The sequence below is a fragment of the Dactylosporangium sp. NPDC006015 genome, from assembly GCF_040614215.1.
Taxonomy (GTDB): Bacteria; Actinomycetota; Actinomycetes; order Mycobacteriales; family Micromonosporaceae; genus Dactylosporangium; species Dactylosporangium maewongense.
In genome coordinates, this window is the sequence record NZ_JBEXUD010000041.1 from 82327 (window position 1) to 105519 (window position 23193).

Below are 23193 nucleotides of genomic sequence, written 5' to 3' on the forward strand. Positions count from 1 at the left end.
TGACGCCGGACACCCCCAAGGAGGCACGGCATGGCCGAACCGAAGGTCCGCGACGGCACGGTGTCCGACCGCGGCATCACGTTCTTCGTCGCCCTGGCGCTCTTCGCGCAGGAGTCGACCTGGAACTTCTACGACAACCAGGTGCCCGCCCTGCTGCGCGAGCACGTGTCCAGCGCGGCGGTCGTGGGCCTGCTCATGGGCGCGGACAACCTGGTGGGCATGTTCGTCCAGCCGTGGATCGGCAACCGGTCGGACAACACGCGGACGCGGTGGGGGCGGCGGATGCCGTACATCGCGGTCGGCATGCCCCTCGCCGCGCTGATCTTCCTGCTGCTGCCCTGGGCGACGTCGCTGGCGGCGCTGGTGGCGGTGATGTTCCTGTACGCGCTGGTCGCCAACAGCACCCGCCCCCTGGCCGAGTCGCTGGTGCCGGACTTCATCGCCCCGGAGCGCCGCAGCCGGGCGACCGCCGCCGTGAAGATCGCGACCTCGCTGACCATCATCGTCGCGTCGCTGATCAGCCTGCTCGTGGTCGACGAGCACCCGAAGGCCGCGTTCGTCATCCCCGCCGCGATCATGCTGGTCGCCACGGCGGTCCTGGTGGCCAAGGTGCGCGACAGCCGATCCCCCGGGTATCAGGCCGCGGAAACCTCGGCACGGACCGACACGAAAGCCCGTCAGGTGCTCGGTGAGCTGGTCCGCGACCCCGACCGGCGGCGGCTCCTGCTGCTGGTCACCGTGCTGCTGTTCGGCGGGGCGTGGTTCGCCTCGCGGTCGCTCATCACGCCGTACGGGATGCAGGCCCTCGGCCTCACCCGCGGCGAGGCCGGCGGGCTGACCCTGCCCAGCGGCGTCGCGTACCTGCTCGCCTGCTACCCGGCCGCGCTCGCCGCCGAGCGCTTCGGGCGGCTGCGCACCATGGCCGCCGGCATGGTCGTCTTCGTGGTCGCGCTGGCCGCCGGCACCGTCGTGCAGACCGCCACCGGCACGGTCGTCGTGTTCTGCGTCGCGGCCGCCGGCGCCGCCGCGTTCACGATCAACGCGATCGTCGCGCTGTGGAACCTGGCCCCGTCCAGCCGGGTCCTCGGCACCTACACCGGGCTGTACGCGGTCACCTGGTACCTCGGCGGCTTCGGCGGACCGGCGCTCATCGGCGCCGTCGTCGACCTCACCGGCTGGGCCGGGATGCTGCTGGACATCGCGGTCCTCGCATCGCTCGCCATCGCCGTGATCGCCCGGCTCCAGCACCTGGAGCGGCGTACCGGAGCAACCCCCTCAGAACAGGAGATCATGTGACCGTCCGCATCCTCGTGCCGTCCGGCATGCTCGGCTCCGGGTTCCCGCCCGAGATCATCGACCGCGGGCTGGAGCTCGGCGCCGACGTGATCGCCCTCGACGGCGGCTCCACCGACTCCGGGCCCTACTACCTCGGCACCGGCACCGCGAAGACCGCCGCCGCGGCCGTGGCCCGCGACCTGCGCCCGCTGCTGCGCGCGGTGGCCACGGCCGGCATCCCGCTGATCATCGGCTCGTGCGGCACCAGCGGCACCGACGCCGGCGTCGACTGGGTCGCCGGCATCACCCGCGACGTCCTGGCCGCCGAAGGCCTGTCCCTGCGGGTGGCCACCATCTACAGCGAGCAGCGGGCCGCGGACCTCGGCGCGTTCCTGGACCAGGGCAGGATCCGGCCGCTGCCGCCGGCCGGCGACCTCGACGCGGCGACCCTGGACAGCTGCGCGCACATCGTCGCCATGATGGGCCACGAGCCGATCGCCGAGGCGCTCGCCGCCGGCGCCGACGTCGTGCTCGCCGGCCGCGCCACCGACACCGCGCTCGCCGCCGCCGTCCCGCTCATGCGCGGCCTGCCCGCCGGCCCCGCCTGGCACGCCGCGAAGATCGTCGAGTGCGGCGCGCAGTGCACCACGGACCCGCGCTCCAGCGGGGTCCTCGCCACGGTCGACGCCACCGGCTTCACCATCGAGCCGCTCGACCCCGCGGTGGCGTGCACTCCCACGTCGGTCGCGGCGCACATGTTGTACGAGACGGCCAACCCGTTCTCGATGCGCGAGCCCGCCGGGACGCTGGAGGTGGCCGGCGCGACGTACCGCGCCCTGGACCACCGCCGGGTCCGGGTGGAGGGCTCCCGCTTCGAGCCGGCCGCGCAGTACACCGTGAAGCTCGAAGGCGCGCGGGTCACCGGCTACCAGACGATGTCGTTCACCGCGATCCGCGACCCGCACATCCTCGGCCAGATCACCACGTGGGCGGCGCTGCTGCGCAAGGTCCTCACCGACCGGGTCGCGCAGACGCTCGGCCTGCACGACGGCTACTCCTTCGACATCCGCCTCTACGGCTTCGACGCGGTCCTCGGCCCCCTGGACCCCGACACCCGGCCGCCCCGCGAGGTCGGCGTGATGCTGCTGGTCAACGCCGCCGACCAGGCGACCGCCACCGCGATCGCGAAGGTGGCGAACCCGCTCATGCTGCACCTGCCGACGCCGGACATGCAGCACCTGCCGAGCCTCGCGTTCGCGACGTCACCCGCCGAGACCGAGCGCGGCGCCACCTACGAGTTCGCCCTCAACCACGTCGTCGCCGTGGACTCCCCCACCAGCCTGTTCCGCATCGCTTTCCCGGAGGCCTTGTGATGTCCCGTACCGTCGGCGACCTGGCGATCGAGGTGCGCTCCAAGAACGCCGGCCCGTTCTGGGTGACGATGGAGCTCTTCATGCGCGACGAGGCCGGGTTCGCCGCCGTCGCCTTCGTCGACGCGCCGGTGATCGCCCGCCTGTACGGGGTGCCGCCGGCCACCGTGCAGATCTTCCACATCCCGTCCCTCAACGTCGTGAAGATCTCGTTCCCCCGCCCGGTCTCGCAGGGCAGCCTGCACGACCGCGACATCCACGCCGGCCAGCACCACGTCCCGCTCGCCCTGCTCCCCCTGCCCGGCGACGGGTAGCGCCGGGCGCCCGCGTCAGGTGCGGTGGGCGGTGATCAGCCAGGCGCGGGAGTCGAACGTGACGCCGGCGGGGGTGGCGTGCGCGGTGACGGCCTCGTGCAGGCGGCGCCGGGCGGACGGGTCCGGGTCGGTGCCGGCGGCCCGCTCGAGGTACATGACGGCGTCGAAGGCAGCCGAAGGGTCGGGACCGTAGTACACCGGCTCGTGCACGTCGGTGAAGACGACGTCCGTGAAGCCCGCGAACCTCAGGACGGTGCCCGTCGAGGCCGGGTCGGCCAGGGAGAACGCGGCGGGACGGGGCGCGGCCGAGAGCGCCTCGCCGACCACGGTCGACCACTCGTTGCGGTCGGCCGCCTGCCAGACGAGCATGGCCAGGCGCGCGCCGGGGCGCAGGGCCAGGGCGATGTTGGTGAAGGCGGCCGCCGGGTCCGCGAAGAACATCGTGCCGAAGCGGCTCAGGCACACGTCGAACCGGGCGGGCGGGAAGGCATGCACCGCGGCGTCCGCCTCCTCGAACGCGATGTTGCTCAGGCCGGCGCTGCGCGTCCGCGCCGTCGCGAGCGCCGGGCCGGAGATGTCGACGCCGAGCGCGCTGCCGGCGGTGGCGGCGCGGGCCGCGGCGCGGGTCGTCTGGCCCGTGCCGCAGCCGACGTCGAGCACCCGGTCGCGGGTGCCCACCGCGGCGGCGGCGCGCAGGTGGGCGGTGTGCGGGCGGAGCTCGGCGTCGTAGTCGAACACGCATCCACCGTAAGCGCCGCCCGCGTCGACGAAAAACGACAATGAGCGATGGCGGCCATCGGTCAGCGCGATGGGTCCAGCAGCTCGGCCAGGTGGACGGCGGGACGGTCGCGCAGGTCGGCGACCTGGGTGCGGCAGGAGAAGCCGTCGGCGAGGACGACCGCGGAAGGGGCGGCGTCCAGGGCCGGCAGCAGCTGCTGCTCGGCGACGGCCACGGACACGTCGTAGTGGCCGATCTCGACGCCGAAGTTGCCGGCCAGGCCGCAGCAGCCGGAGAGGCGGCGGACCTTGGCGCCGGTGGACGCCAGCAGGTCGGCGTCGGCCTTCCAGCCGAGGACGGCGTGGTGGTGGCAGTGCGGCTGGGCGACGACCTCGACGTCCGACAGGTCGGGCGGGGTCCAGCCGGGGGTCTCGGCGAGCAGCTCGGCGAGGGTGCGGACCGACGAGGCGACCACGGGCGCGTCCGGGGAGTCCGGCAGCAGCTCGTGGATGTCGGAGCGGAGCACGGCGGTACACGACGGCTCGATGCCGACGATGGGCACTCCGGCGCGGGCGTCGGCGGCGAGCGCGGCCACGGTGCGCGTCAGGATCTTGCGGGCGGAGTCGAGCTGGCCGGTGGTGATCCAGGTCAGGCCGCAGCACACCGACCCGGACGGCAGGCGTGGCTCGTAGCCGGCGGCGCGCAGGACCCGGACGGTGGCGGCGGCCACGGACGGCGAGAACGCGTCGGAGAACGAGTCCGCGAACAGCACGACCGGCTTGAGCTCGCTGGTCTCGGGCTTGAAGGTGCGCCGGAACGGGCGGCGGGCGAAGCGGGGCACGGACCGGCGCTTGTCGACGCCCGCCAGCCACAGGAAGAACCCGCCCAGCACGGGCAGGCGGATGCCGAGGTTCGCCAGCCGCGGCGTCCACCCCGCCAGGCGCGCCCAGAGGGGCAGCTTCCCGAGGGTGTAGTGGGAGCGTGGCCGCAGCCGTCCACGGTACGTCTGGTGCAGCACCTCGGACTTGTAGGTGGCCATGTCGATGCCGGTCGGGCAGTCCGAGGCGCAGCCCTTGCAGGACAGGCACAGGTCGAGGGCGTCGTGCACGGACGGGTCGGACCAGGTCAGCTCGCCGCGGACCACCTCCTGCAGCACCCGGGCCCGGCCGCGGGTGGAGTCCTTCTCCTCGCGGGTCGCCAGGTAGGACGGGCACATGACGCCGCCGGCGGCGGAGTTGTCGGCGCGGCACTTGCCGACGCCCGTGCAGCGGTGCACGGCCTGCGCGAGGTCGCCGCCGTCGTGCGGGTACGCGAGAGCCAGCCCCTTGAGCGGGAAGCGGCCCGCCGGTCGCACATCGGCGTCGACGGGATCCGGGTCGACGAGGACACCGGGGTTGAGGAGGTTACCGGGGTCGAAGGCGTGTTTGACCCCGGCGAACAGGGCGATCGCGTCCGCCGAGTACATGTGCGGCAGGAGCTCGGAGCGGGCGCGCCCGTCGCCGTGCTCGCCGGAGAGCGAGCCGCCGAACTCGCCGACGAGTTTGGCCGCGTCGGTGAGGAAGTCGCGCAGGACCTTGGTGCCGCCGGGCTCGTCGAGGGGGTAGTCGAGGCGGACGTGCATGCAGCCGTCGCCGAAGTGCCCGAACGGCGCCGACGTCATCTTGTACGACGCGACGAGCTCGTCGAACCGCGCCAGGTAGGCGCCGAGCTGCGCGGGTGGCACGGCGGCGTCCTCCCAGCCGGGCCACGCGGGCCGGTCGGAGGGGGCCCGGCCGGCGAGCCCCGCGCCGTCCTCCCGGATCCGCCACAGCTGCGCCTGCACCACCGGGTCGGTGACGACCAACGCTTCCGGGGCGATCCCGTCGGCGGCCAGCCTCGAGGCACGCGCCGAAACCTCGCCCGGGTCGTCGCCGGCCAGCTCGACGAAGAGCCACGCGCCGCCCGCCGGCAGCGGCGGCACGGCGGCCGGGCCGCGGCGGGCGCGCAGCACGTCGAGCAACCGCGAGTCGAGCCCCTCGCAGGAGGTGGGGCCGTGCGCGACGACGGCCGGGGCGGCCTCGCCGGCGGCGACGATGTCGCGGAAGCCGAGGACCACGACGACACGGACCGGCGCGTCGACGACGAGCTTCACGGTCGCCTCGGTGATGACGGCGAGGGTGCCTTCGGAGCCGACGAGCGCCTGGGTGAGGTCGAAGCGCTCGGGGAGCAGGTGCTGCACCGCGTAGCCGGAGACCTGGCGGCCGAACCGATCGAACTCCGTCCTGGCGGTCTTGAGGTGCTTGCCGACGACGGCGCGCACGGCGTCGACCGTCGCCTGCGCGCCGGTGACCGTGGGCCCGGTGACGAGCTCCTCCCCCGCCGCCGTCAGCACCTTCAGGGCGGCGACGTTGTCGGAGGTCCGCCCGTACGCGAGGGAGCGCGAGCCGCACGCGTTGTTGCCGATCATCCCGCCGATGGTGCAGCGCGGGTGGGTCGACGGGTCGGGGCCGAAGCGCACGCCGTGCGGCATGACGGCCTTCTGCAGGACGGCGTGCACGGTGCCGGGCTCGACGACCGCGGTCCGCGCCTCCGGGTCGACGCTGAGGACCCGGTTCAGGTGGCGGGAGAAGTCCAGGACGATGCCCCGGCCGACGGCGTTGCCGGCCACCGACGTGCCGGCGCCGCGGGACGTGACGGGCACGCCCGTCTCCCGCGCCACGGCGAGGGCCGCGGCGACCTCGTCCACGTGCCGCGGCCGCACCACGGCGAGCGGCGGGATCCGGTACAGCGAGGCGTCCGAGGAGTACATGCCACGGGTGCCCGCGTCCGCGCGGACCTCGAGCCCGGCCGCCTCCAGCGCCGCCACCACGTCAGTCATAGGTAACATGTTACTCATGCCGTCGCTGCGACTTCCCTCCGAGGCCCCCTCCCTCGCCGACGCCGTCGCCCAGGCGGTGCGCGACGGCATCGCGGCCGGCGAGCTCGTGCCCGGCGCGACGTATTCGGTGTATCAGCTGGCCGAGCTGCTCGGCGTCTCCCGCAGCCCGGTCCGGGAGGGGATGCTCCGCCTGGCCGAGGCGGGCCTGGTCGCGATCCGGCGCAACCGCGGCTTCAGCGTCCTGCTGCCCACCGCCCACGACGTCGAGGAGATCATCGAGATCCGGCTCGCGCTGGAGCCGCCCGCCGCGCGGAAGGCTGCCACCCTCGCGACCGACGAGCAGCACGCGGCGATCCGGGCGGCCCTGGACACCATGGCGGCCGCGGCGGCGCGCGGCGACGAGGCCGCGTTCTGGCCGGCCGACAGGGCGCTGCACGACCTGCTGCTGCACGCCGCCGGCAACGCCCGCGCCGCGGCCATCGTCGCCCAGCTGCGCTCCACCACCGCCCTGCTCGGCCCGCCGACGACCGCCAGCGGCCGCACCCTGGCCCAGATCCACGCCGAGCACGAGCCGGTCGTGGCCGCGGTCATCGCCCGCGACGGCCACGCCGCCGAAGCCGCCATGCGCACCCATCTCGAGGCGACCGGCACCCTCCTCGTCGCCAACCTTGCCTGACTTCTCCCGTTTTCCGCCAATGTACGACCCTGCCACCCGACCAGGAGCAAGACCGCTCGGGCAGCCTGCCGCGACGGGTCTCCCCCATGTGGTGGCCTGACCACCCACCGCTGAACAGACCCGCCTTCATCCAGCCGCCACATGGCCTCGGCGGGAACACTGAAGCGGGCCTTCGTCCCGGTGTCACATGGCGAACGCCTCGGCAGGGGTGATGGGGTCGCTGGTGGTGTCCGGCGACCAGCGGCGGACGAGCGCGTCCAGGCCTTCCGGGACGGCGTCGGCGGTCAGCCCCTGCGCCTGGTCGCACAGCTGCTGCCACTGCGCGGCGATCGCGGCGACGACGCGGCGGCGGTCGCCGTCACACAGCAGCGGCGACAGCAGGACCGCGGCGCGGGCGGCGCGCTGGTAGCCATCGGCGGCGGTGTCGTCGCCCTCGCTCCAGGCGTGGACCGCCGCGGCCCAGGCACGGTCGGCGTCGGGGATGCTCAGGTCGGGCCGTACGGTGCGGCACTCGAGGCGCAGCAGCATGAAGTCGTGGCCGGCGAGCGGCACCACGGCCCCGTCCCGGACGACGTGCAACCGGTCGCCGACGACCCGCAGGTCCGCGGCGGCGAGGTCGCGCTGCGCGGCAAGGACGACGGCCAGGTGGCCGGGGCTGACGACGGCGCCACCACCACCGTCCGCGCTGAACGTCTGATGCAGATCCAGATGCACCCGCCCGTCCGAACGCACGACCAGGTCACGTGCGCTTTCGGACACCTTCGCCGCGACCGGCAGCGCGGGCACGGGCAGCAGCGACACGAGCGACAGCACGTCCACGGCCACGTCGAGGTGGTTGCCGGACTGCAGCCCGAAGAGCACCGCGGTCACCTCGATCTCGCCGCCCTCGTACGGCACGAGGTCGGTGAGCGCGAAGTTGAGCCGCACGCCGTCGGTGAGCTGCCCCGGCTCGGGCCGCAGCACCCGCCCGTAGTCGTGCGTCGTCCGCCCGCCCGCCGTGATCCCGACCCTGGTGTGCGCGGCCGGCACCCAGTCGGCGAGCAGCGTCGAGCGGTGCTGCAGGAACATCTGCGACAGCCACACCCGCACGTACCCCTGCCGCGGCACCAGCGGCGTGGCCCCCTCGGCGGGCAGCGCCGCGAACACCAGCTGCTCCGCGGGCCGCCGCACCGTGGTGCGCACCGTTGACCAGAACCCCATTACGCCTCGCTCCCTGTCTGCACCTGGAAGAACGTCATCTCCGCCGCGTACGCCCGATCGGTCCGCCGCGCCAACTCCTCACGAGCCGCCCGCACCGCCGCCGGGATCCCGGTGAGCCCCGCACCCGCCACGACCTCGCCACCCGCCGCGACCTCGCCGCCCACCGCCGCCGCCTCGCCATCCACCGCTAGGCCGTCCGTGACCTCCGCGCCAGACGCCGGGCCGTCCGTCGGTCCCGCGCCTGACGCCGGGCCGTCCGTCGGTCCCGCGCCTGCCGCCGGCACGTCCGTGAGCGCCGCGAACGGTGCGAGGACCGGCCCGAGATGCTGCAGCGGCATCGCCGGCACGAGCACCACGGCGGCCGCCCCGGCCCGCATCAGGTCGCCACAGCACCTGCGCAGCAGGGCGTTGTCCGGTCCGGGCTCGGTGGCGTCGGCGATGACGAGGACCAGCCGTAGCCGGTCCATCGGCAGGTCGTCCGGGTGCACGGTCAGCGCCTCGACCGTGATGCGGGGCTGCCCGTCGACGAGGACGGCGAGCCCCGCGACGGCCAGCAGCCCGGTCGTGACGGCGCCGGGTGCCCCGACCGTGTCCAGCGCCGCCATCGTCTCGCGCAGCAGCGTCCGCCGGATCGGCCCCGCCAGCACGGTCCAGCCCGGATCCGCCGGCAGGGTCGCGCCCTGAGCTTCCCAGATCCTGCGGGTGTCGAGCAGGACCCCAGCACCCTGCGCCAGCGGCACCTCCCAGGCCACCCCGTCGTCGGACGGGAGGACGTGCAGTGGCACCGGCAGCCCGGCCCGATCCGCCGCGGCCAGGACCGCTGCCGCCCGGCGGGCTCGCCGGCGCGGCCATCCCGGAGCGTCGGCGTCCGCCCCTTGCCGCAACGGCACGGCGACCCGGGCGCTTGCCGCGGGGTCCTTCCACTCGGCGCTGACCAGCATTCGCGGCTGGCTGTTCACCCAGGGCCCGGGGAGGCCGACGCGGAGGCTGACGAGGACCCGCCGGGGCGTCCTGCGCCAGGTGCGGGACCACCGGGGCAGCCCTTCCCACAACCAGTCCAACCCGATGCTCGCCGCGGGCACGAGGGCGAGCGCGACCGCGACCGGCAGCAGCGCCAATCCCAGCCCGTACCCGAACGCGACGAGGAACCCGAGCGCGAGGATCCCGCATGTGGTCGTCAGCGGCCGCCAGTCCTGCGAGCGGACCGCCCACCGCTCGGCCCACGCCGGCACCACCGGCGACGCGGGGGGCGCCGGCACCGGGTCTGCGACGGGCGCCTGGACCGAGTGTCCCGACGCCGGCTGCGGCTGCTCACCGAGCACGGCGAACCGGTCGGCCGCCCATCGCAGCAGGCGTTGGCCGGCCGCTGGGCGGTACACGGCGAGGAGCCGCCCCTCCTCGAGGGCGATCTCCGCGATCCGGCGGGCGCCGAGGGCCGGCTCCAGCCAGTCCAGCGCCGGGGGCTCGTCGCCGCCGAACAGGGCCGCGTCCAGCAGCGCCCGCCGGGCCGCGGCGTCGGGCTGGTTACGGTGCCGCCACCACCACTCCTGCGGCGGAGGGCTCTCGCGTTCCCGTGGGTACGGGTCCGGGGGTCTGACCGCGGACGGGTCGAGCACGATCCGCGCCCGGACCGCAGCCTGGGACGTCGACGTCTGCCGGAGGTGCCTGCCCCAGTCGCGGTTGAGCAGCACGGCCAGGTCGAGCAGCGCGTCGTCGAACACGTCCATGGTGGGCCGGTCCGCCACCCGCCCCCGGTCGAGCGCGGCCCGCGCCTCCGCCGCGCCGCCGAGGGCACCCCAGGCCCGGGCGAGCGCGACCCGCAGCGGCGGCACCGCCTCGTGCGCCGCGACCGTCGCGGGCGGCGTCACGGTCGAGCCGAGCGCCTGCTCGACCGCCACCACAGTGCCGCGGTCGACAACGCGGTGGGCGAGCATGTGCAGCAGTGTGATCGAGGCCAGCCGGTCGGCGTCCGGATTGCCGGCCCGACCCGCGGCGTCAAGCAGCAGCACCCGGTCCGCCCGCGCGAGCATCCGCTCCGGCTCCGCCAGCAGACGGTCCGGTCCCTCCGACGACCGGTCCGGCTCCGTCAGCGGCCCTTCTGGATGCGCCGGCGACTGGTCCGAGACCGCAAGCGGCCGGTCCGGCTCCGTCACCGACCGGTCCGGCTCCCCCGGTGGGCGGGCCGGCTTCGGGACGGGTCGGCCGGCGAGGCGGGCGAGTTCGAGGCGGACCCGGTCGGCGGTGACGGCGGGCGCGTCCCAGTCCGCGCCGACGAACGGATCCAGCGGCGCCGACGGGTCGTCCGGCAGCGCGGCGAGGGCCTCCCCGGCGAGCCGGTCCGCCTCGTCGACGTCGCCGGAGAGCCAGGCGAGGCGGGCGCGGAGCATGCGGGCGTACGCGGCTGCCCCGCACGCCTCGGCCAGGGCGGCCAGCTCGTCGACCTGCGCGCGGCCGACGCCGAGCGCGCGCACGTCGCGGTCCGGGCTCCGTTCGATCTGGTCCAGCCGGGCGGACACGGCCGCGAGGGCGTCGCCGAGCAGCAGCCGGGCCCGACGCCAGCCTTCGGCGAGGTCCCAGAACCTGACCGTGCCGTCGGCGGCGCCAGTCGCCGCGACGGTCCTGCCCCGGACGGTGGCGAGGGCGATCGCGGTCACCGCGGCGTCGTGCCCGGCGATCGGCGCGCCGAGCGGCACCCCGGCGCGCAGGTCCCAGGCGTGGATGCGGCCGTCGGTGGCACCGGTGAGCGCGATCGGCCGCCCGTCGAGCGTGCCGGCCGCGACGGCGGTGGCAGGGCCCGCCTCCGGTACCGCACCCGACAACGCGAGCCGACGCCGTCCGGTCGCCGAGTCCCAGGCACGCACGTCCCGCCCGCCCGCGACGAGCCAGGTGCCGTCGGGCGCGATCGCCACCCCCCATACCCCGGCGGCGTGACCGGTCAGGACGGGCCCGGGTGCGCCCGTCGCGGACCAGATCCGGACGGCGCCGTCGTTGCCCGCGGCGGCCAGCCACCTGCCGTCGGGCGCGACCGCGCAGTCCCACAACGGCCCGACCGCACCGGTCAGGGTGCGCAGCGGCGCGCCGGTCTCCGCGTCCCACAGCCGCACCGTCCCGTCTGCGCCGGCCGTCGCCAGCCACCTGCCGTCAGGCGCGACCGCGCACGCCCACGCCCCGCCCGCGTGGCCCTCAAGCGTGCGTCGCAGCGCCCCGGTCTGCGCGTCATGCAGGTGTACGGCCCCGCCCGCCGCACCCACCACGACCCATCTCCCGTCCGGGGTTACCGCACACCCTCGCAGCCCGCCGCCGTGCGGAAACTCCCAGACGGGCGGGCCACCGGCGGTCGCGTACCGGCGCAGGACCCCGGCACCGTCGGCGGTCACGACCCACGTCCCGTCGGGCCCTGCCGCGCACCCCCACACCCCGCCCTCGTGCCCACCCAACTCCGCCAGCGGCCGCCCCGTCGCCGCGTCCCACAGCCTGGCGGCGTCGTCCCCGCCGGCGGCCGCGACCCACGTGCCGTCGGGCGCCACCGCGCACGCGAGCACCGCCCCGCCGCTGCGCAGCACCCGCAACGGCTCCCCGCTCGCCGCGTCCCACAACCGCACCGCCCCGTCGGCGTCCCCGGTCGCGAACCACCTGCCGTCGGGCGCGACCGCACAGGCGTGGACGAGCACCTCCGCACCGGCCAGCTTCCGCACGCCGCCGCCCACACCGAGGTCGTGCACCCGGGCCCCGTCCTTGGCCGCGACAACGGCGAGCGACGCCGGCCCACCAGCGCTCGTGACGGCGACGGCATGCACGGCAGCGGCACCGTTGCTCGCAGCCCCGGCCGTCGCGGTCCGCGGGTCGACCCGGACCACCCCCGACCCGGCCCCAACCACCAGCACCGCCCCACCACTGTCCACAGTGTCCTGAGGCGCACCCGCCGTGGCTTGAAGTGACTCGACGGCCGCGAGAGCGGTGACGGGCGGCCCCGGGACGATCACCTCACGAGCGAGATGGTCGGGCGCCCCGGCGGGCCACAGCCTGACCCTGCCGTCCCGCAGCACCGCCACCACCGGACCACCGGCGCCGTCGACGGTGGCGAGCCCGGTCACCGCACCCGCGCCCCGCAGGACCGGGAGGTCCGCGGCAGGCCCGGGTTCGACCGGCCACCAGCGGACACACCCGTCCGTCCCACCGCTCACCGCCACCGGCCGCCCGCCGAGCCGCAGCACCGCCACCGACAGCACCGCCCCCGCATGCGCCCGCCGCGGCGGCGTCACCGCCCGCACGCTGCCGAAGTCCCACACCCGCAACGTCCCAGCCGCATCCCCCGCCACCACGGCCGCCCCGTCGTCCCCCACCGCGATGGCGATCGCCCGCACCGCCGCCCAGCCTGCACCGCCAGCACTGCCAGCACCGTGCCTGCCCGGTTCACTCGTCAGGCGCTGTCCGGGTGCCGCGCCGGCCGCGCCCGTCTCGCCAGGCGTGCCATCTCCGGATCGACGGCCGTCAAGCGGGCCACGGAACCCGCTACCAGGCTCACCCGTCACCGCCCCACCCGGCGCAACGGCCCACCGCGCGTCACGCCCGGACGGCTCACCAGGCCCACTCGTCACCGCCCCACCCGGCGCAACGGCCCGCCGCGCGTCACGCCCGGACAGCTCACCAGGCCCACCCGTCACCGCCCCACCCGGCGCAACGGCCCGCCGCGCGTCACGCCCGGACAGCTCACCAGGTGCTCTGCCGGCCACGCGCCCTTCCGGAGCGCCCACCGCAGCGCCCTGCCTGACACCAGCCGCACCGCCCGGCGAGGTGCGGGACCCGCCGTCCTGCGAGGTTCCGGGCTCCGGAGCGTTGCCGGGTGCCCAGCGGCCCAGGACCGAGCCCGCGGCCGTCCCCGGCGGGATGCCCAGCGTCGCGCCCACGGCCGTCCCGATGCCGGGCATCTCCGACACGACCAGCGACGGTGTGGGCTGAGGCGATGTGGGCTGCAAGCCCGCTCCCCCGGTGCCCCCCACACCGCCGGTGCCGACCCAGCCGAGGGCCTCGCCGAAACCAGCCCCGCCGACGCCACCGATCGTACCGCCGACACCACCCCGACCCGAGCCGCCAACACCTCCAGCGACGCCACCACTACCACCCGCCACGCCGCCGACCGTCGAACCACCGCCGGCCGCCCCCAGGCCGGTGCCGACGCCCGTGCCGCCAAGGGACCGCCCATCGGCGCCCCGGCCAAGGACGCCGCCGGCGCCGGCCACCAGGCCGCCGCCGTGGTACGCCAGGCCCAGGCCGCCGCCGAGGCCACCGCCCGAGGCGGCGGGAGCGCCCCCCGGCGGTGGCGGGGCGGGGTCGATGTGGGGCGTGCCGGCCGGCACCGCCACCGACGCGGCGGCCAGGAGTGCATGCAGGGCGGGGCGGCGGTCCGCGCCGCGCCCGATGGCGGCGTGCTCGGCCCGCAGGCGCAGCCAGCCCGCCCCCGGGTCGGTGGCGACGGCGTCGGCGACCTCCGTCCAGATCGGGACGAGCGGGGTGGCGGCCGAGATCTTTCCGGCGGCCGCGGCGTACAGGGCCCGGGCGCCCGCCGTCGCGGGATGCGCAACGTCGGCCAGCGCGCCGTCGGTACTGAGGATCCGCGCGAACACCGTCTCCGCCCAGCCCCACGCCTGCTCCGACACCACCCTGCGGGCCAGCGAGTCGCACAGCGTCGCCGCGCGGTCCGGGGGTGCGCACCTGAGGGCGGCGTCGACGTGCTCGACGCGCAGGCGGTCGAGGGGGCGGGTGTCGACGAGGCCGGGCAGGCGCAGCCCGAGCGCCCGCTGCGCCTCGAGCCGCTCGTGGTGCTGCGGGTACCGCTCGAAGTACCGCTCGAGCCGGTCCAGCAGGCTGCCGTGCACCTCCAGGAAGGGCGTGTCGAGCGGCGGATGGACGCGGTACTCGAGCCATTCCGTGGCGGCCAGCTCGAACCATGCCTCGGCCAGCCGGTCGCGGTGCGGCGCGGTGGTGGCGGCCTCGAGCATCTCGCGGTCGAAGCGGCGCAGGGCGACGACGGCGGCGAGCAGCCCGCGGGCGGGTTCGCGGAGGCGCCGGACGATGCGGTGCTCGACGTACGGGTCGGCCCCCAGCTGCGCCGTGGCGTGCAGGTAGCCGGGGTCCTCGCGGACGGCGGCGGCGTGCTGGGCGAGGTCGAACGGGCTGTACCGGACCTCACCGGACCGCGGGACCGGCTCCGGGCACAGGGCGAGCAGCCGGTCGAGGTCCGCGGCGGGCAGGGTGAGGCCGACCCGGTCGGTGACGTACCGCGAAGCCTCTGATCGGCTGAACCCGCGCACCTCCGCGACCCGCAGGTACGGCTGCCCGGACGGCAGCGGCGCAACGCCGGCGGCGGAGGCACGGACCAGTGGCCGGCGGCCGGCAAGAACGACGCGCACGGACGGTACCGCCGCATGGATCCGCTCCAGGAGCGTGAACATCGCGACGAGCTGCGGCATCCGGCCCGCCTCGGGGCGGAACTTCGCGACCTCCTCGCAGGTGTCCAGGACGAGCACGACGCGGCGCGGCAGCAGGCGGAGGAACTCGCAGAAGCCTTCGATCGCGGCGAGCATCGCGGGTGAGTCGAGCGCGGCGAGGGCGTCGAGGGCGGTGTCGTCGGGCGCCCAGTGGCGCAGGTCGCGCAGCTGCCGGTCGACGCGGCGGAAGAACGTGTCGGCGCCGCCGGCGGTCGCGTGCGCGCCGAGCTCCTGCAGCAGCTCCAGCAGCAGCTGGCCGGGGCGGCGCAGCGGGTAGTCGGGGTCGAGGTGGTCGAAGTCGACGCGGCTGGTGATGATCCCGCGCTCCGGCGCGAGGCGGGCGGTGAGGTACCGCAGCAGCGTCGTCTTACCGATCCCGCCCTGGCCGAGGTAGTGCAGCGCCCACCGGCCGCCCTCGTCGGGCTCGGCGAGCAGCTGGTCGAACTCCTCGACCGGCCCGCGGCGCACCAGGAACCGCTCCAGGTGCCGGCGGTCCTGCTCGCGCCGCTGCGCCAGCTCCGCCCGCCGCGACACGAGCAGCACGCTCGTCTCCAGCTCGCCGCCGATGACCGGCAGCAGCAGCCGCGCGGTCTCGACCCAGCCGAGGGCCTCACCGACGGCGCCGGACTCCAGCAGCGGCCTGCACGCGCTTTCCAGGCGCCGGGCGGTCGCGGCGCCGGAGGGGTCCTGCGCGGTCCCGGCGAGGTTCGCCCATTGCCGCAGCGTCGCCGGTACGGCCAGCGCCTGCACCTCCGGCGACCGCACCCTGCCCGCGGCCGTGACGGACACCGCCCGCAGCCACGCCGTGCCGTGCTGCGCGGCGAGGGCGGCGAGCACGTCGGGGCGGGCCGCGTCGGGCATCCAGAACCCGGCGTCGCTCCCGGCGGGCGCGGTGAGCTCCAGCACCCGGCGCAGCAGCGCGGGCGCGCCGGCGTCGGCCACGTAGGGCAGCAGGCGGGCGAGCACTGCGGCGTCGGGCTCCTCGGCCTCCTCGGCCGCGATCCGTGCCTCCTCGGCGACCCGCGCGGCCTCCTGCGGCGCGAGGGCCGGCAGGGACCGCAGCTTGGCGGTCGCCCGCACGGTACGGTCGTCCGGCAGCACGGCGGATCCGATGGCCCGTACGATCCGGCCGGCGGCCCGTACCCGGCCGGCGCTGCGCAGCGCGACGGCGGCGCGGGCCAGTGCGGCGATCGCGTCAGGGTGGCCGCGCCGGTCGGTCAACAGGGTCGCCAGGCTCTCGGCGGCGGCGCCCGCACCGGCGGCGGCGAGGGTCTCGACGAGCGCGACGCAGCCTTCCTGGCCCGGTTCGGCGGTTTCGGCGGCGGCGCGGGCGACCGGCTCGGCGATGCCGGCGACCGCGGCTGCGAGGGGCGGGTGGGCGCGGACGGCGGCGGCGTACGCCTCCAGTCGCAGGCCCTCGTCGAGGATCCGTTCGGCGAAGGCGACCGCGTCGTCGGGGCGGCCGCGGGCGGCGGCGAGGGCGGCGAGGTCGACCAGGATCAGGGCGCCGATCGACGGGTGGACACCGGCGAGCGACGCCTCGACCCGGGCCTGCGCCAGCTCGGCGGAGGACGCCGGCAGCAGCCCTCCCGTGGCGGCGAGCACCGCGGCCCGGTCGGCGGGATCGTCCTCAGTGGACGGCGGACCCGCCTCCAGGGTGGCCACCGCCGGCGCGAGGAGGGCGGGTGCGACGTCGCCGAGCAGCTGGACGAGTTCCGCGTACGGTGCCGCGCACTCCACCGCGGCCGCCGCCACGCCTGCGGCGTCGCCGAGGACGGCCGCGACCCGCAGCCGGTCCTCCGCGCCGAGCGGGTCCACTGTGGACGGGTCGGCGCCGGTGACGGCCAGGGCGTACGCGCGCTGGGCCGGGTCCATGACCGCGGCGGCCACGGCACGGGCGTCGGCGGTCAGCTCGCCGGGCAGGCCGCGGGCGATCTGGGCGAGGAGGGTGGCCTTGGTGGCGTCGGAGCCGATCTGCGGCACGGCCGCGAGCACCTCGGCGCACAGCTGCCGGCGCAGCCACGGGGTCGTCGCCGCCGGGAGCTCGCGGATGGTGGTGGCGAGCAGCCTGGCCCTGACCAGGGCGCCGCGGCGGTCGAGGCGGTGCCGCTCGGCGACGCACCAGCCGGCTTCGACCGCCTCCGTCAGCACCGCGTCGAGGCTGGGGAACCCGGCGGCCGCGGCGACCCGGCGGGTCCACTCGGGGGCGAGCGCGAGCCACGCGACGGCCTCCGCGCCGATCCGCGCGATCCGGTCCCGCCGGTCGGCCTCGATGCGCGCGGCGAGCCCCGCGTCGAGCGCCCTCGCGTCCAGTCCGCCCGTACCGCGACCGCCCGCGTCACCGCCGCCCGTACTACGGGCGCTCACAGCACGACCGCCCGCGTCATGGGCCTCCGTGTCGCCGGCAGCCGCATCTGGAGTGCGGGCGTCGTGGACGGCCGAGATGCGCGCAGCGACGTCACGGGCAACGGCGCCACCGATGGCGGCAGAGAAGGCGGAGGAGGCACGGTCGTAGGCGTCGCGGGCGGCGGCCTCACGAGCGAGAGCCTCGCGGGCGGCGGCGACACGGGCGTCCTCGTCGCGAGCGGCGGCGGCCGAGATGTCGGGCTGGTCCGGGTTCACAGGCCCGCCGCGGTGACGTCGTCGTCGGCGGACAGCACGTACTTCGCGTGGAACGACATCTCGATGGCGAGCGGGAACACGACGCCTTCGACGAAGTTGTACGGCAGGCCCTTCATGTACCGGCGCCAGGTGACGACGATCGGCGCGGCCTCCTCCGGGGTGAGGGTGCGGTCCACGGCCCACGGCCGGTCGGTGAAGCCGGGCGCCTTCTGGCCCAGGAACGGGTGCAGCATGACCTGTTCGTAGGCGAACAAGTCCTCGTCGCCGGCGTCGCTGAGCGGGGCGAGGTCGACGTGGGCGAGCCAGCGCCCCCGCTGGCGGCCCTGCCGGATGTCGTCGACGATCCGCGGTGCGCTGATCATGAGCACGACGGGGAGGGGTTCCTGCTCGTCGCCGAGGCCGTGTTCGCCGAGCATGCCGCCGCCGAGCAGCGCGTCGAGCACGTCCTGCGCGGTCTGGTCGAGGTTGTCGAGCAGCAGCACGGCCCGGCCAGCGCGCAGGTGCGGCCAGCGCCGCCGGGCGTCGGCGAGCAGCGCGGCCAGGTCCAGCTGCAGCGCCATGCGCATGGCGGCGAGCGGCATTCGGCCGACGAGGCGCCGCACGGTCGGGTTGAGCAGCGCCGGGTCGGCGTCGGCGGTGCCGGCGAGCACGTCGGCGAGGCCGGCGGACTCGGTCAGCTCGTCGATGGTGAGCCCCAGGTGCAGCCGGACCTGTTCGATGCCGTTGGACACCGCGGAGCACAGGGTGGCGTGGCTGCGGGGCGCGACGAGGTCGCCGCCGCCGGTGCCGACGAGGACCGGCAGGTGCCCGTCGAGCAGCGCCTGCCGGGCGATCTCGCGCAGGGTGCGGGTCTTGCCGACCCCGGCGGACGGCTCGGCGCAGATCGCGAGGGCGCCGCGGCGCGGCTCGTCGCGCCCGGACTCCCAGCCGGTGCGGCGGCCGCCCGGACCGGCGAGCAGCGGCAGGAACGCGGACAGGACGTTCTCCCGGCCACAGAAGACGGGGTCCTCCTCGAGGCCGTACGCGCTGATCCAGCCGGCCGCGAGGCCGGCACCGCCGTCGCCGGCGCGGATGGGCAGCGGCTCGTCCTCGTCGGCGAGGAACACCGCGGGCAGCGCCCAGTCCAGCCCGCCGGCGGCGTCCGCGGCGAACGTGAGCCGCCGGGCCTCGGCGGTCGCGGCGACGATCGAGGTGCCGGCGGCGAGCGCCTGGCCGAAGCGGCGGGTGAAGAGCCGGCATGCCCGGTCGCTGACCATGCCCGCCATCGCGGCAACGACCGGCACGCCGCCGGCGACGAGGTCGACCGCGAACGGCGTCGCCATCCCCGGCCCGGGCACGTGCAGCGCCCCGGTCTCGCACGCGCTGAGCACGACCACCGGCGGTTTCCGGCCACCGACGGTGAGCTGCTCGGCGAGCTGCGCGGCGTACCGCTGCTCCTCCTTGACCCTCGGGTCGTCCGCGCACAGCACGATGTACGGCCCGTGCGGCCCGGTCCCGCCGTGGGCGATGATGTGCACGACGTCGGGCCGGAACGTCTCCATCGCCGCCTCGAGCCGGTCGGGGCTGGCGTCGTGCAGCATCCGGTAGTGGATGCGGGCGCCCGCCTGCCGGACGGCACGCAGCAGCCCGGCGATCTCGGCCCCGGGCCGGACCCGCAGGTCGGTCGCGGCGGTCCCCACGACGAACAGCACCCGCGGCGGTACCCGCAACGGCTCGGCCGTGCCCCGCGTGCCGGCGAGGACCCGGGTGACGGCGACGGGCGCCCCACCGGCGGACGTGGCGAGGAACCGCCGCCCGTCGTGCAGCAGCTCCCACGGCAGCCCGCTGAGGTCGGCGTCCCCCACCGGCCACCGCAGCGCCAGCTCCAGCGGCGCGCCCGGGTGCAGCGCGACGAGGTCCCCGATCGCCGCCCACGCCGCGCCACCGCCGGCACCGGGGGCACTGGGGCCGGCCGGGCCGAGGAGCGCGGCGTGCAGGAGGCCACCGAGGGCGGCGCCGGTCGTGGCGCCGACGCGGACGGCCATGGCGGCCACCGCCCGGGCCACCGACTCGGCCGTCGCGGCGCAGCACAACGAGTGCTCGGGCCCGCCCGTGCACCAGTCAGGGTCCGGCAGCGGGACCCGGCGGCCCGCGTGGGTGCCCGCCCGCATCCGCCGCGGCGGCGCGCCCGGCGCCGGCCATGACCAGCCGGGCTGCCCGGGGCTCGTCAGGCGCACGGTCCAGCCGTCGCCGGCCGGGTCGCGGGCGACGTCGACGAGGATCCGCAGCGCGGTCACGGCTCGTCCCGCAGCAGCAGCGCCGCCAGCTCGGCGGCGAGCACGGCGGAGGCGGCGGGCCCGGCGGAGGCGGCGGGCACGGCCGGACCCGCGTCGCGCAGGCCGGGCTCGGCGCAGGCGGTGATCACGTCGAGGGTCGTGTCGGCGAGGCGGCGCACCGCGGCAGGGTCGGTGAGCCGCGAACGGGCGACGTGGCCGGCGGCGGCGTACCCGAGCACGGCCCGCGGGCCGGACTCCCCCGCCGCGCCGTCGCCGCGCAGCAGCAGCCCCGCGCGCAGGTCGACGGCGCCGCCCGGGTGGTGCTCGGACGGGTCGAAGCCGGCGAGGTCCGCGAGGCCGACCGGCCCGCACAGCGGACCGAGCAGCGCGTCGACGACGCCGGTCACGCGGCCCAGGTCGCGGCGGATCGCGGCGGCGCGCCGGTCGGTGGCGGGCGGGTCGCCCAGCGGGACGCCGACGGGCGGCAGGCCGAGGCGGTCCGCGAGCGCGGACAGGACGGTGAGGCGGACCAGCGGCGCCGGGTACCGTCCGCGGCCGCGGTCGAGCATCGACGGGCCGCCACCGAGCTCGAACGGCAGCAGCGCCTCCGCCGACGCCGCGCCCATCGTGACGAGCCCGGCGAGGTCGGCGAAGAGCTCGTGACTCCAGCCGCCCCACGACGCCGCGTCGTCGCCGCCGGCCGCGCCGACGGCGTTGCGGACCCGGTCGCGCAGCGACCCGCCGGGCAGCAGGTCGTGCTCCAGGTGGTGCCCGACCTCGTGACCGAGCAGCACCAGGGTCCACGGCGCCCAGGCGGCACCCGCGGGCAGCGCCACGGTCGGCACCGGGAGTCTGGCGAGGAGCACCGCCAGGAGGTCGTCGGCGCTGTCGGGGCGCAGCGCGGCCGGTGGCGCGTCGCGGGGCGTCGCCTCGGGTGCCTGCACCGGGTCGAGGAACGGCAGCGGCGCCGGCGACGGCGGCACGGGCAGGCCGTGCGCGAGCGCGCCACGGACGAGCCCGGCGTGGACGCTCCAGGCGACCTCGTCGGCGGCGGCGAGCGCGCGGCGGTGGGCGGGGTCGTCGCGCTGGTCGAACTTGGCCGCGTACCAGCTCCACAGGCGGCGCACGAGCGCGGCGCGGCCCTCGAACCGGCGGCACGCGTCGAAGATCTCGCCGGGGGTGCCGGTCGCGGCGGCCGGGAACGCGGCGGCCACCCGCTCGGCGGCGCCGCCGAGGGTGCCGTCGATGCTGGTCAATGCCGTGTGGAACTGCCGGCGCGGGTCGCGGGCGCGGCGCCGGTCGGTCCACGCGGCGATCTCGCGGCGAAGCCGGTCGATGCCCTCCGCGGTCTCCGTCACTCGGATGTGTACCGCGTCCAAGGGGACACCTTTCCGTCTGACACCTTCCGCATCTGGCCGCGTACCGCTTGTATAGCTCACGGCGGACATGGTTGGTATCGGCGTTCCGACGGACGGAGACCGGTGGCGGTGATGGATGGCCTGCACAGCGCCGAGCGGCTGGGCCTGGTCCGGGGGCGGCTGCTCGACGAGCTCGCGGCGTTGCGGACCCGGCCGCTCGCCCTCGTGGTGGCGCCGGCCGGTGCGGGAAAGACGACCCTGCTCGCCCAGTACGCCACCCGCTGGGAGGGACCGGTCGGCTGGTGGCGGGTCGACCCGGCCGACGCGAGCGCCGCGGCCGTCGCCCGCCGGATGCGCGCCGCGATCCCCGGTGCGGCGCACCTGCCGGAGGAGCCGCAGGCCCTCGCGGCCGCGCTCGGCGGCGAGGACCGGCCGCCGACGCTGGTGATCGTCGACGACCTGCACCGGCTCGCCGCGCCCGACGCCGAACAGGCGCTGGAGACGCTGCTGGTACGGGCGCCGTCCTGGCTGCACGTCCTGGCCGCCGGGCGGCGCATGCCGGGGCTGAACCTGGCCCGCTACGAGCTGGCCGACGTGAGCATCGTCGACGGCGAGCAGCTCCGGTTCCGCTCGTGGGAGGCCGAGCGGCTGCTGCGGGAGGTGTACCGGGAGCCGCTCCCACCCGACGACGTCGCCGCCCTCGCCCGCCGCCTCGGTGGCTGGGCCGCCGGACTGCACATGTTCCACCTGTCGACCCACAACCGGCCGCTGGTCGAGCGCCGCCGCGCGGTCGCCGCGCTGGACGGCCGGCAGGCGCTGACCCGGGCGTACCTGGCGCACACGGTCCTGGCCGAGCTGCCGGTGCCGCTGCGGGAGTTCCTGCTGCGCACCAGCGTCTTCGACGTGCTCACCCCGCAGCGGTGCGAGCGGCTGCTCGACGACGGGGGCGGCAGCCGCGAGCACCTCGCCGAGCTGGAACGGCGGCAGGCCTTCACCGCCAGCACCGACGGCGGGCGCAGCTACCGCTACCACGAGGTGCTCCGCGCCCACCTGGCGGTGACCCTCGCGGAACGCTTCGGCGAGGCGGGTGCGCGGGCCCTGCACGCCCGGGCCGCGACGCTCCTCGCCGAGGAGGGCGCGCTCGTGGAGGCGGTGCGCGCCGCCGCCCGCGCCGAGGACTGGGACCAGGTCCGGGCGCTGCTGGACCGGCTCGGCGGGCGGGCCGCCGACGACCCCGGCGACGGCACCGAGCCGTGGCAGGACCTGCTGCCGGAGTGGCTGGTCGCCGAGGACCCGTGGCTCATGCTGGCGAAGGGCCGGCACCTGCTGGCCCGCGGGCGGATCGAGGCGGCGGTGCTGTGCCTGCGCGCCGCCGAGGAGCACTTCTTCGACGAGCAGGGCCGGGGCCTCTGCCGGGCGGTCCGCCGGCTCGCCGCGCTGTGGGCGCCCGGCGGCGCCACCCTGCCCGGGCACTACGCGGGCGAGCTGCGGGCCGCGACCCGCCGCGCCCCCGCCGAGGTGGCCGCCGCCACGCGGGAGCCGCTCGTGCGGGCCGCCGCGCGGCTGCTCGCGGGTGACCCGGACGGCGCCCGGCGGGCGCTGCCGCCCGACCCGCCGGTGGGCGTCGGCGTCGCCGACCTCGGGGTCCGGCTGCTGCACGCCTGCCTGGACGTCGCCGGCGCGTGGCCGGCCGCCCGCGGCGAGCTCGACCGCCTGGCCGCCGACGCCGAGTGGGCCGGCCAGCCGTGGATCGTGCGGATGGCCCGGGCGCTGGGCGCGTTCGACGGCACCGCGCAGGGCCTGACCGAGGCACGCGCCGCCGTCGCCGAGTGCGACCGCGACGGCGACCGCTGGGGCGCCGTCCTCGCGCAGGCGCTCGTCTGCCTGGTCGGCACGCCGGTCCCGGCCGCCGACGACGCCGCCGAGCTGCTGCGGCACTGCACGGCGCTGGACGCCCCGGTGCTGCGGGCGTGGGCGGAGTCGCTGCTGAGCGTGGCGCAGGCCGCCGCCGGCGACCCGGACGGCCCGGCGAGCGCGGCCCGCGCCGAACGCCTCGCCCG

General features: G+C 76.7%; 10 protein-coding genes and 1 pseudogene. 5 read left to right on the forward strand and 6 right to left on the reverse strand.

Annotation, left to right across the window (positions count from 1 at the left end; all coding sequences use genetic code 11):
• Positions 1–30: 30 nt before the first annotated feature.
• The 3 genes from ABZ321_RS44690 to ABZ321_RS44700 are packed head-to-tail and all read left to right on the forward strand — an operon-like array spanning position 31 to position 2959.
• Positions 31–1296: an MFS transporter gene (locus tag ABZ321_RS44690; RefSeq protein ID WP_354902004.1), complete on the forward strand. Its 1266-nt coding sequence runs from the start codon at positions 31–33 to the stop codon at positions 1294–1296.
• The gene (locus ABZ321_RS44695) at positions 1293–2648 is read left to right on the forward strand and encodes an acyclic terpene utilization AtuA family protein (protein ID WP_344506860.1); all 1356 of its coding nucleotides are present in this window, start codon (positions 1293–1295) and stop codon (positions 2646–2648) included. Before ABZ321_RS44690 ends, ABZ321_RS44695 begins: the two co-directional genes overlap by 4 nt.
• Positions 2648–2959: a DUF4387 domain-containing protein gene (locus ABZ321_RS44700; RefSeq protein ID WP_344506862.1), complete on the forward strand. Its 312-nt coding sequence runs from the start codon at positions 2648–2650 to the stop codon at positions 2957–2959. Before ABZ321_RS44695 ends, ABZ321_RS44700 begins: the two co-directional genes overlap by 1 nt.
• Positions 2960–2974: 15 nt before the next feature.
• Here the strand turns inward: ABZ321_RS44700 and ABZ321_RS44705 are convergent, their stop codons facing one another.
• On the reverse strand, positions 2975–3697 hold the full coding sequence (locus tag ABZ321_RS44705; protein ID WP_354902008.1) for a class I SAM-dependent methyltransferase: 723 nt from the start codon (positions 3695–3697) through the stop codon (positions 2975–2977).
• 62 nt (positions 3698–3759) lie between these two features.
• Positions 3760–6534 carry an FAD-binding and (Fe-S)-binding domain-containing protein gene (locus ABZ321_RS44710; RefSeq protein ID WP_354902010.1) on the reverse strand — a complete coding sequence of 925 codons (2775 nt, stop codon included), beginning with the start codon at positions 6532–6534 and terminating at the stop codon, positions 3760–3762.
• Positions 6535–6550: 16 nt separating this feature from the next.
• Between ABZ321_RS44710 and ABZ321_RS44715 the strand changes: the two genes are divergently transcribed.
• Positions 6551–7210, forward strand: coding sequence for a GntR family transcriptional regulator (locus tag ABZ321_RS44715; protein WP_344506867.1), 660 nt, complete (start codon positions 6551–6553; stop codon positions 7208–7210).
• Positions 7211–7393: 183 nt separating this feature from the next.
• On the opposite strand, the gene ABZ321_RS44720 is transcribed toward ABZ321_RS44715, so the two are convergent.
• The 4 genes from ABZ321_RS44720 to ABZ321_RS44735 are packed head-to-tail and all read right to left on the reverse strand — an operon-like array spanning position 7394 to position 21154.
• Positions 7394–8410: a hypothetical protein gene (locus ABZ321_RS44720; RefSeq protein ID WP_354902012.1), complete on the reverse strand. Its 1017-nt coding sequence runs from the start codon at positions 8408–8410 to the stop codon at positions 7394–7396.
• Positions 8410–17520, reverse strand: coding sequence for a hypothetical protein (locus ABZ321_RS44725; RefSeq protein ID WP_354902014.1), 9111 nt, complete (start codon positions 17518–17520; stop codon positions 8410–8412). The genes ABZ321_RS44720 and ABZ321_RS44725 overlap by 1 nt, the downstream gene beginning before the upstream one ends.
• Entirely contained in the window at positions 17517–19796 is a 2280-nt protein-coding gene (locus tag ABZ321_RS44730; protein ID WP_354902017.1) for a CHAT domain-containing protein, read from the reverse strand. The genes ABZ321_RS44725 and ABZ321_RS44730 overlap by 4 nt, the downstream gene beginning before the upstream one ends.
• Entirely contained in the window at positions 19793–21154 is a 1362-nt protein-coding gene (locus ABZ321_RS44735; protein ID WP_354902018.1) for a hypothetical protein, read from the reverse strand. The genes ABZ321_RS44730 and ABZ321_RS44735 overlap by 4 nt, the downstream gene beginning before the upstream one ends.
• Before the next feature lie 102 nt (positions 21155–21256).
• Between ABZ321_RS44735 and ABZ321_RS44740 the strand changes: the two are divergent.
• Positions 21257–23193 (forward strand): annotated as a pseudogene (locus ABZ321_RS44740) (hypothetical protein); the annotation flags it as partial.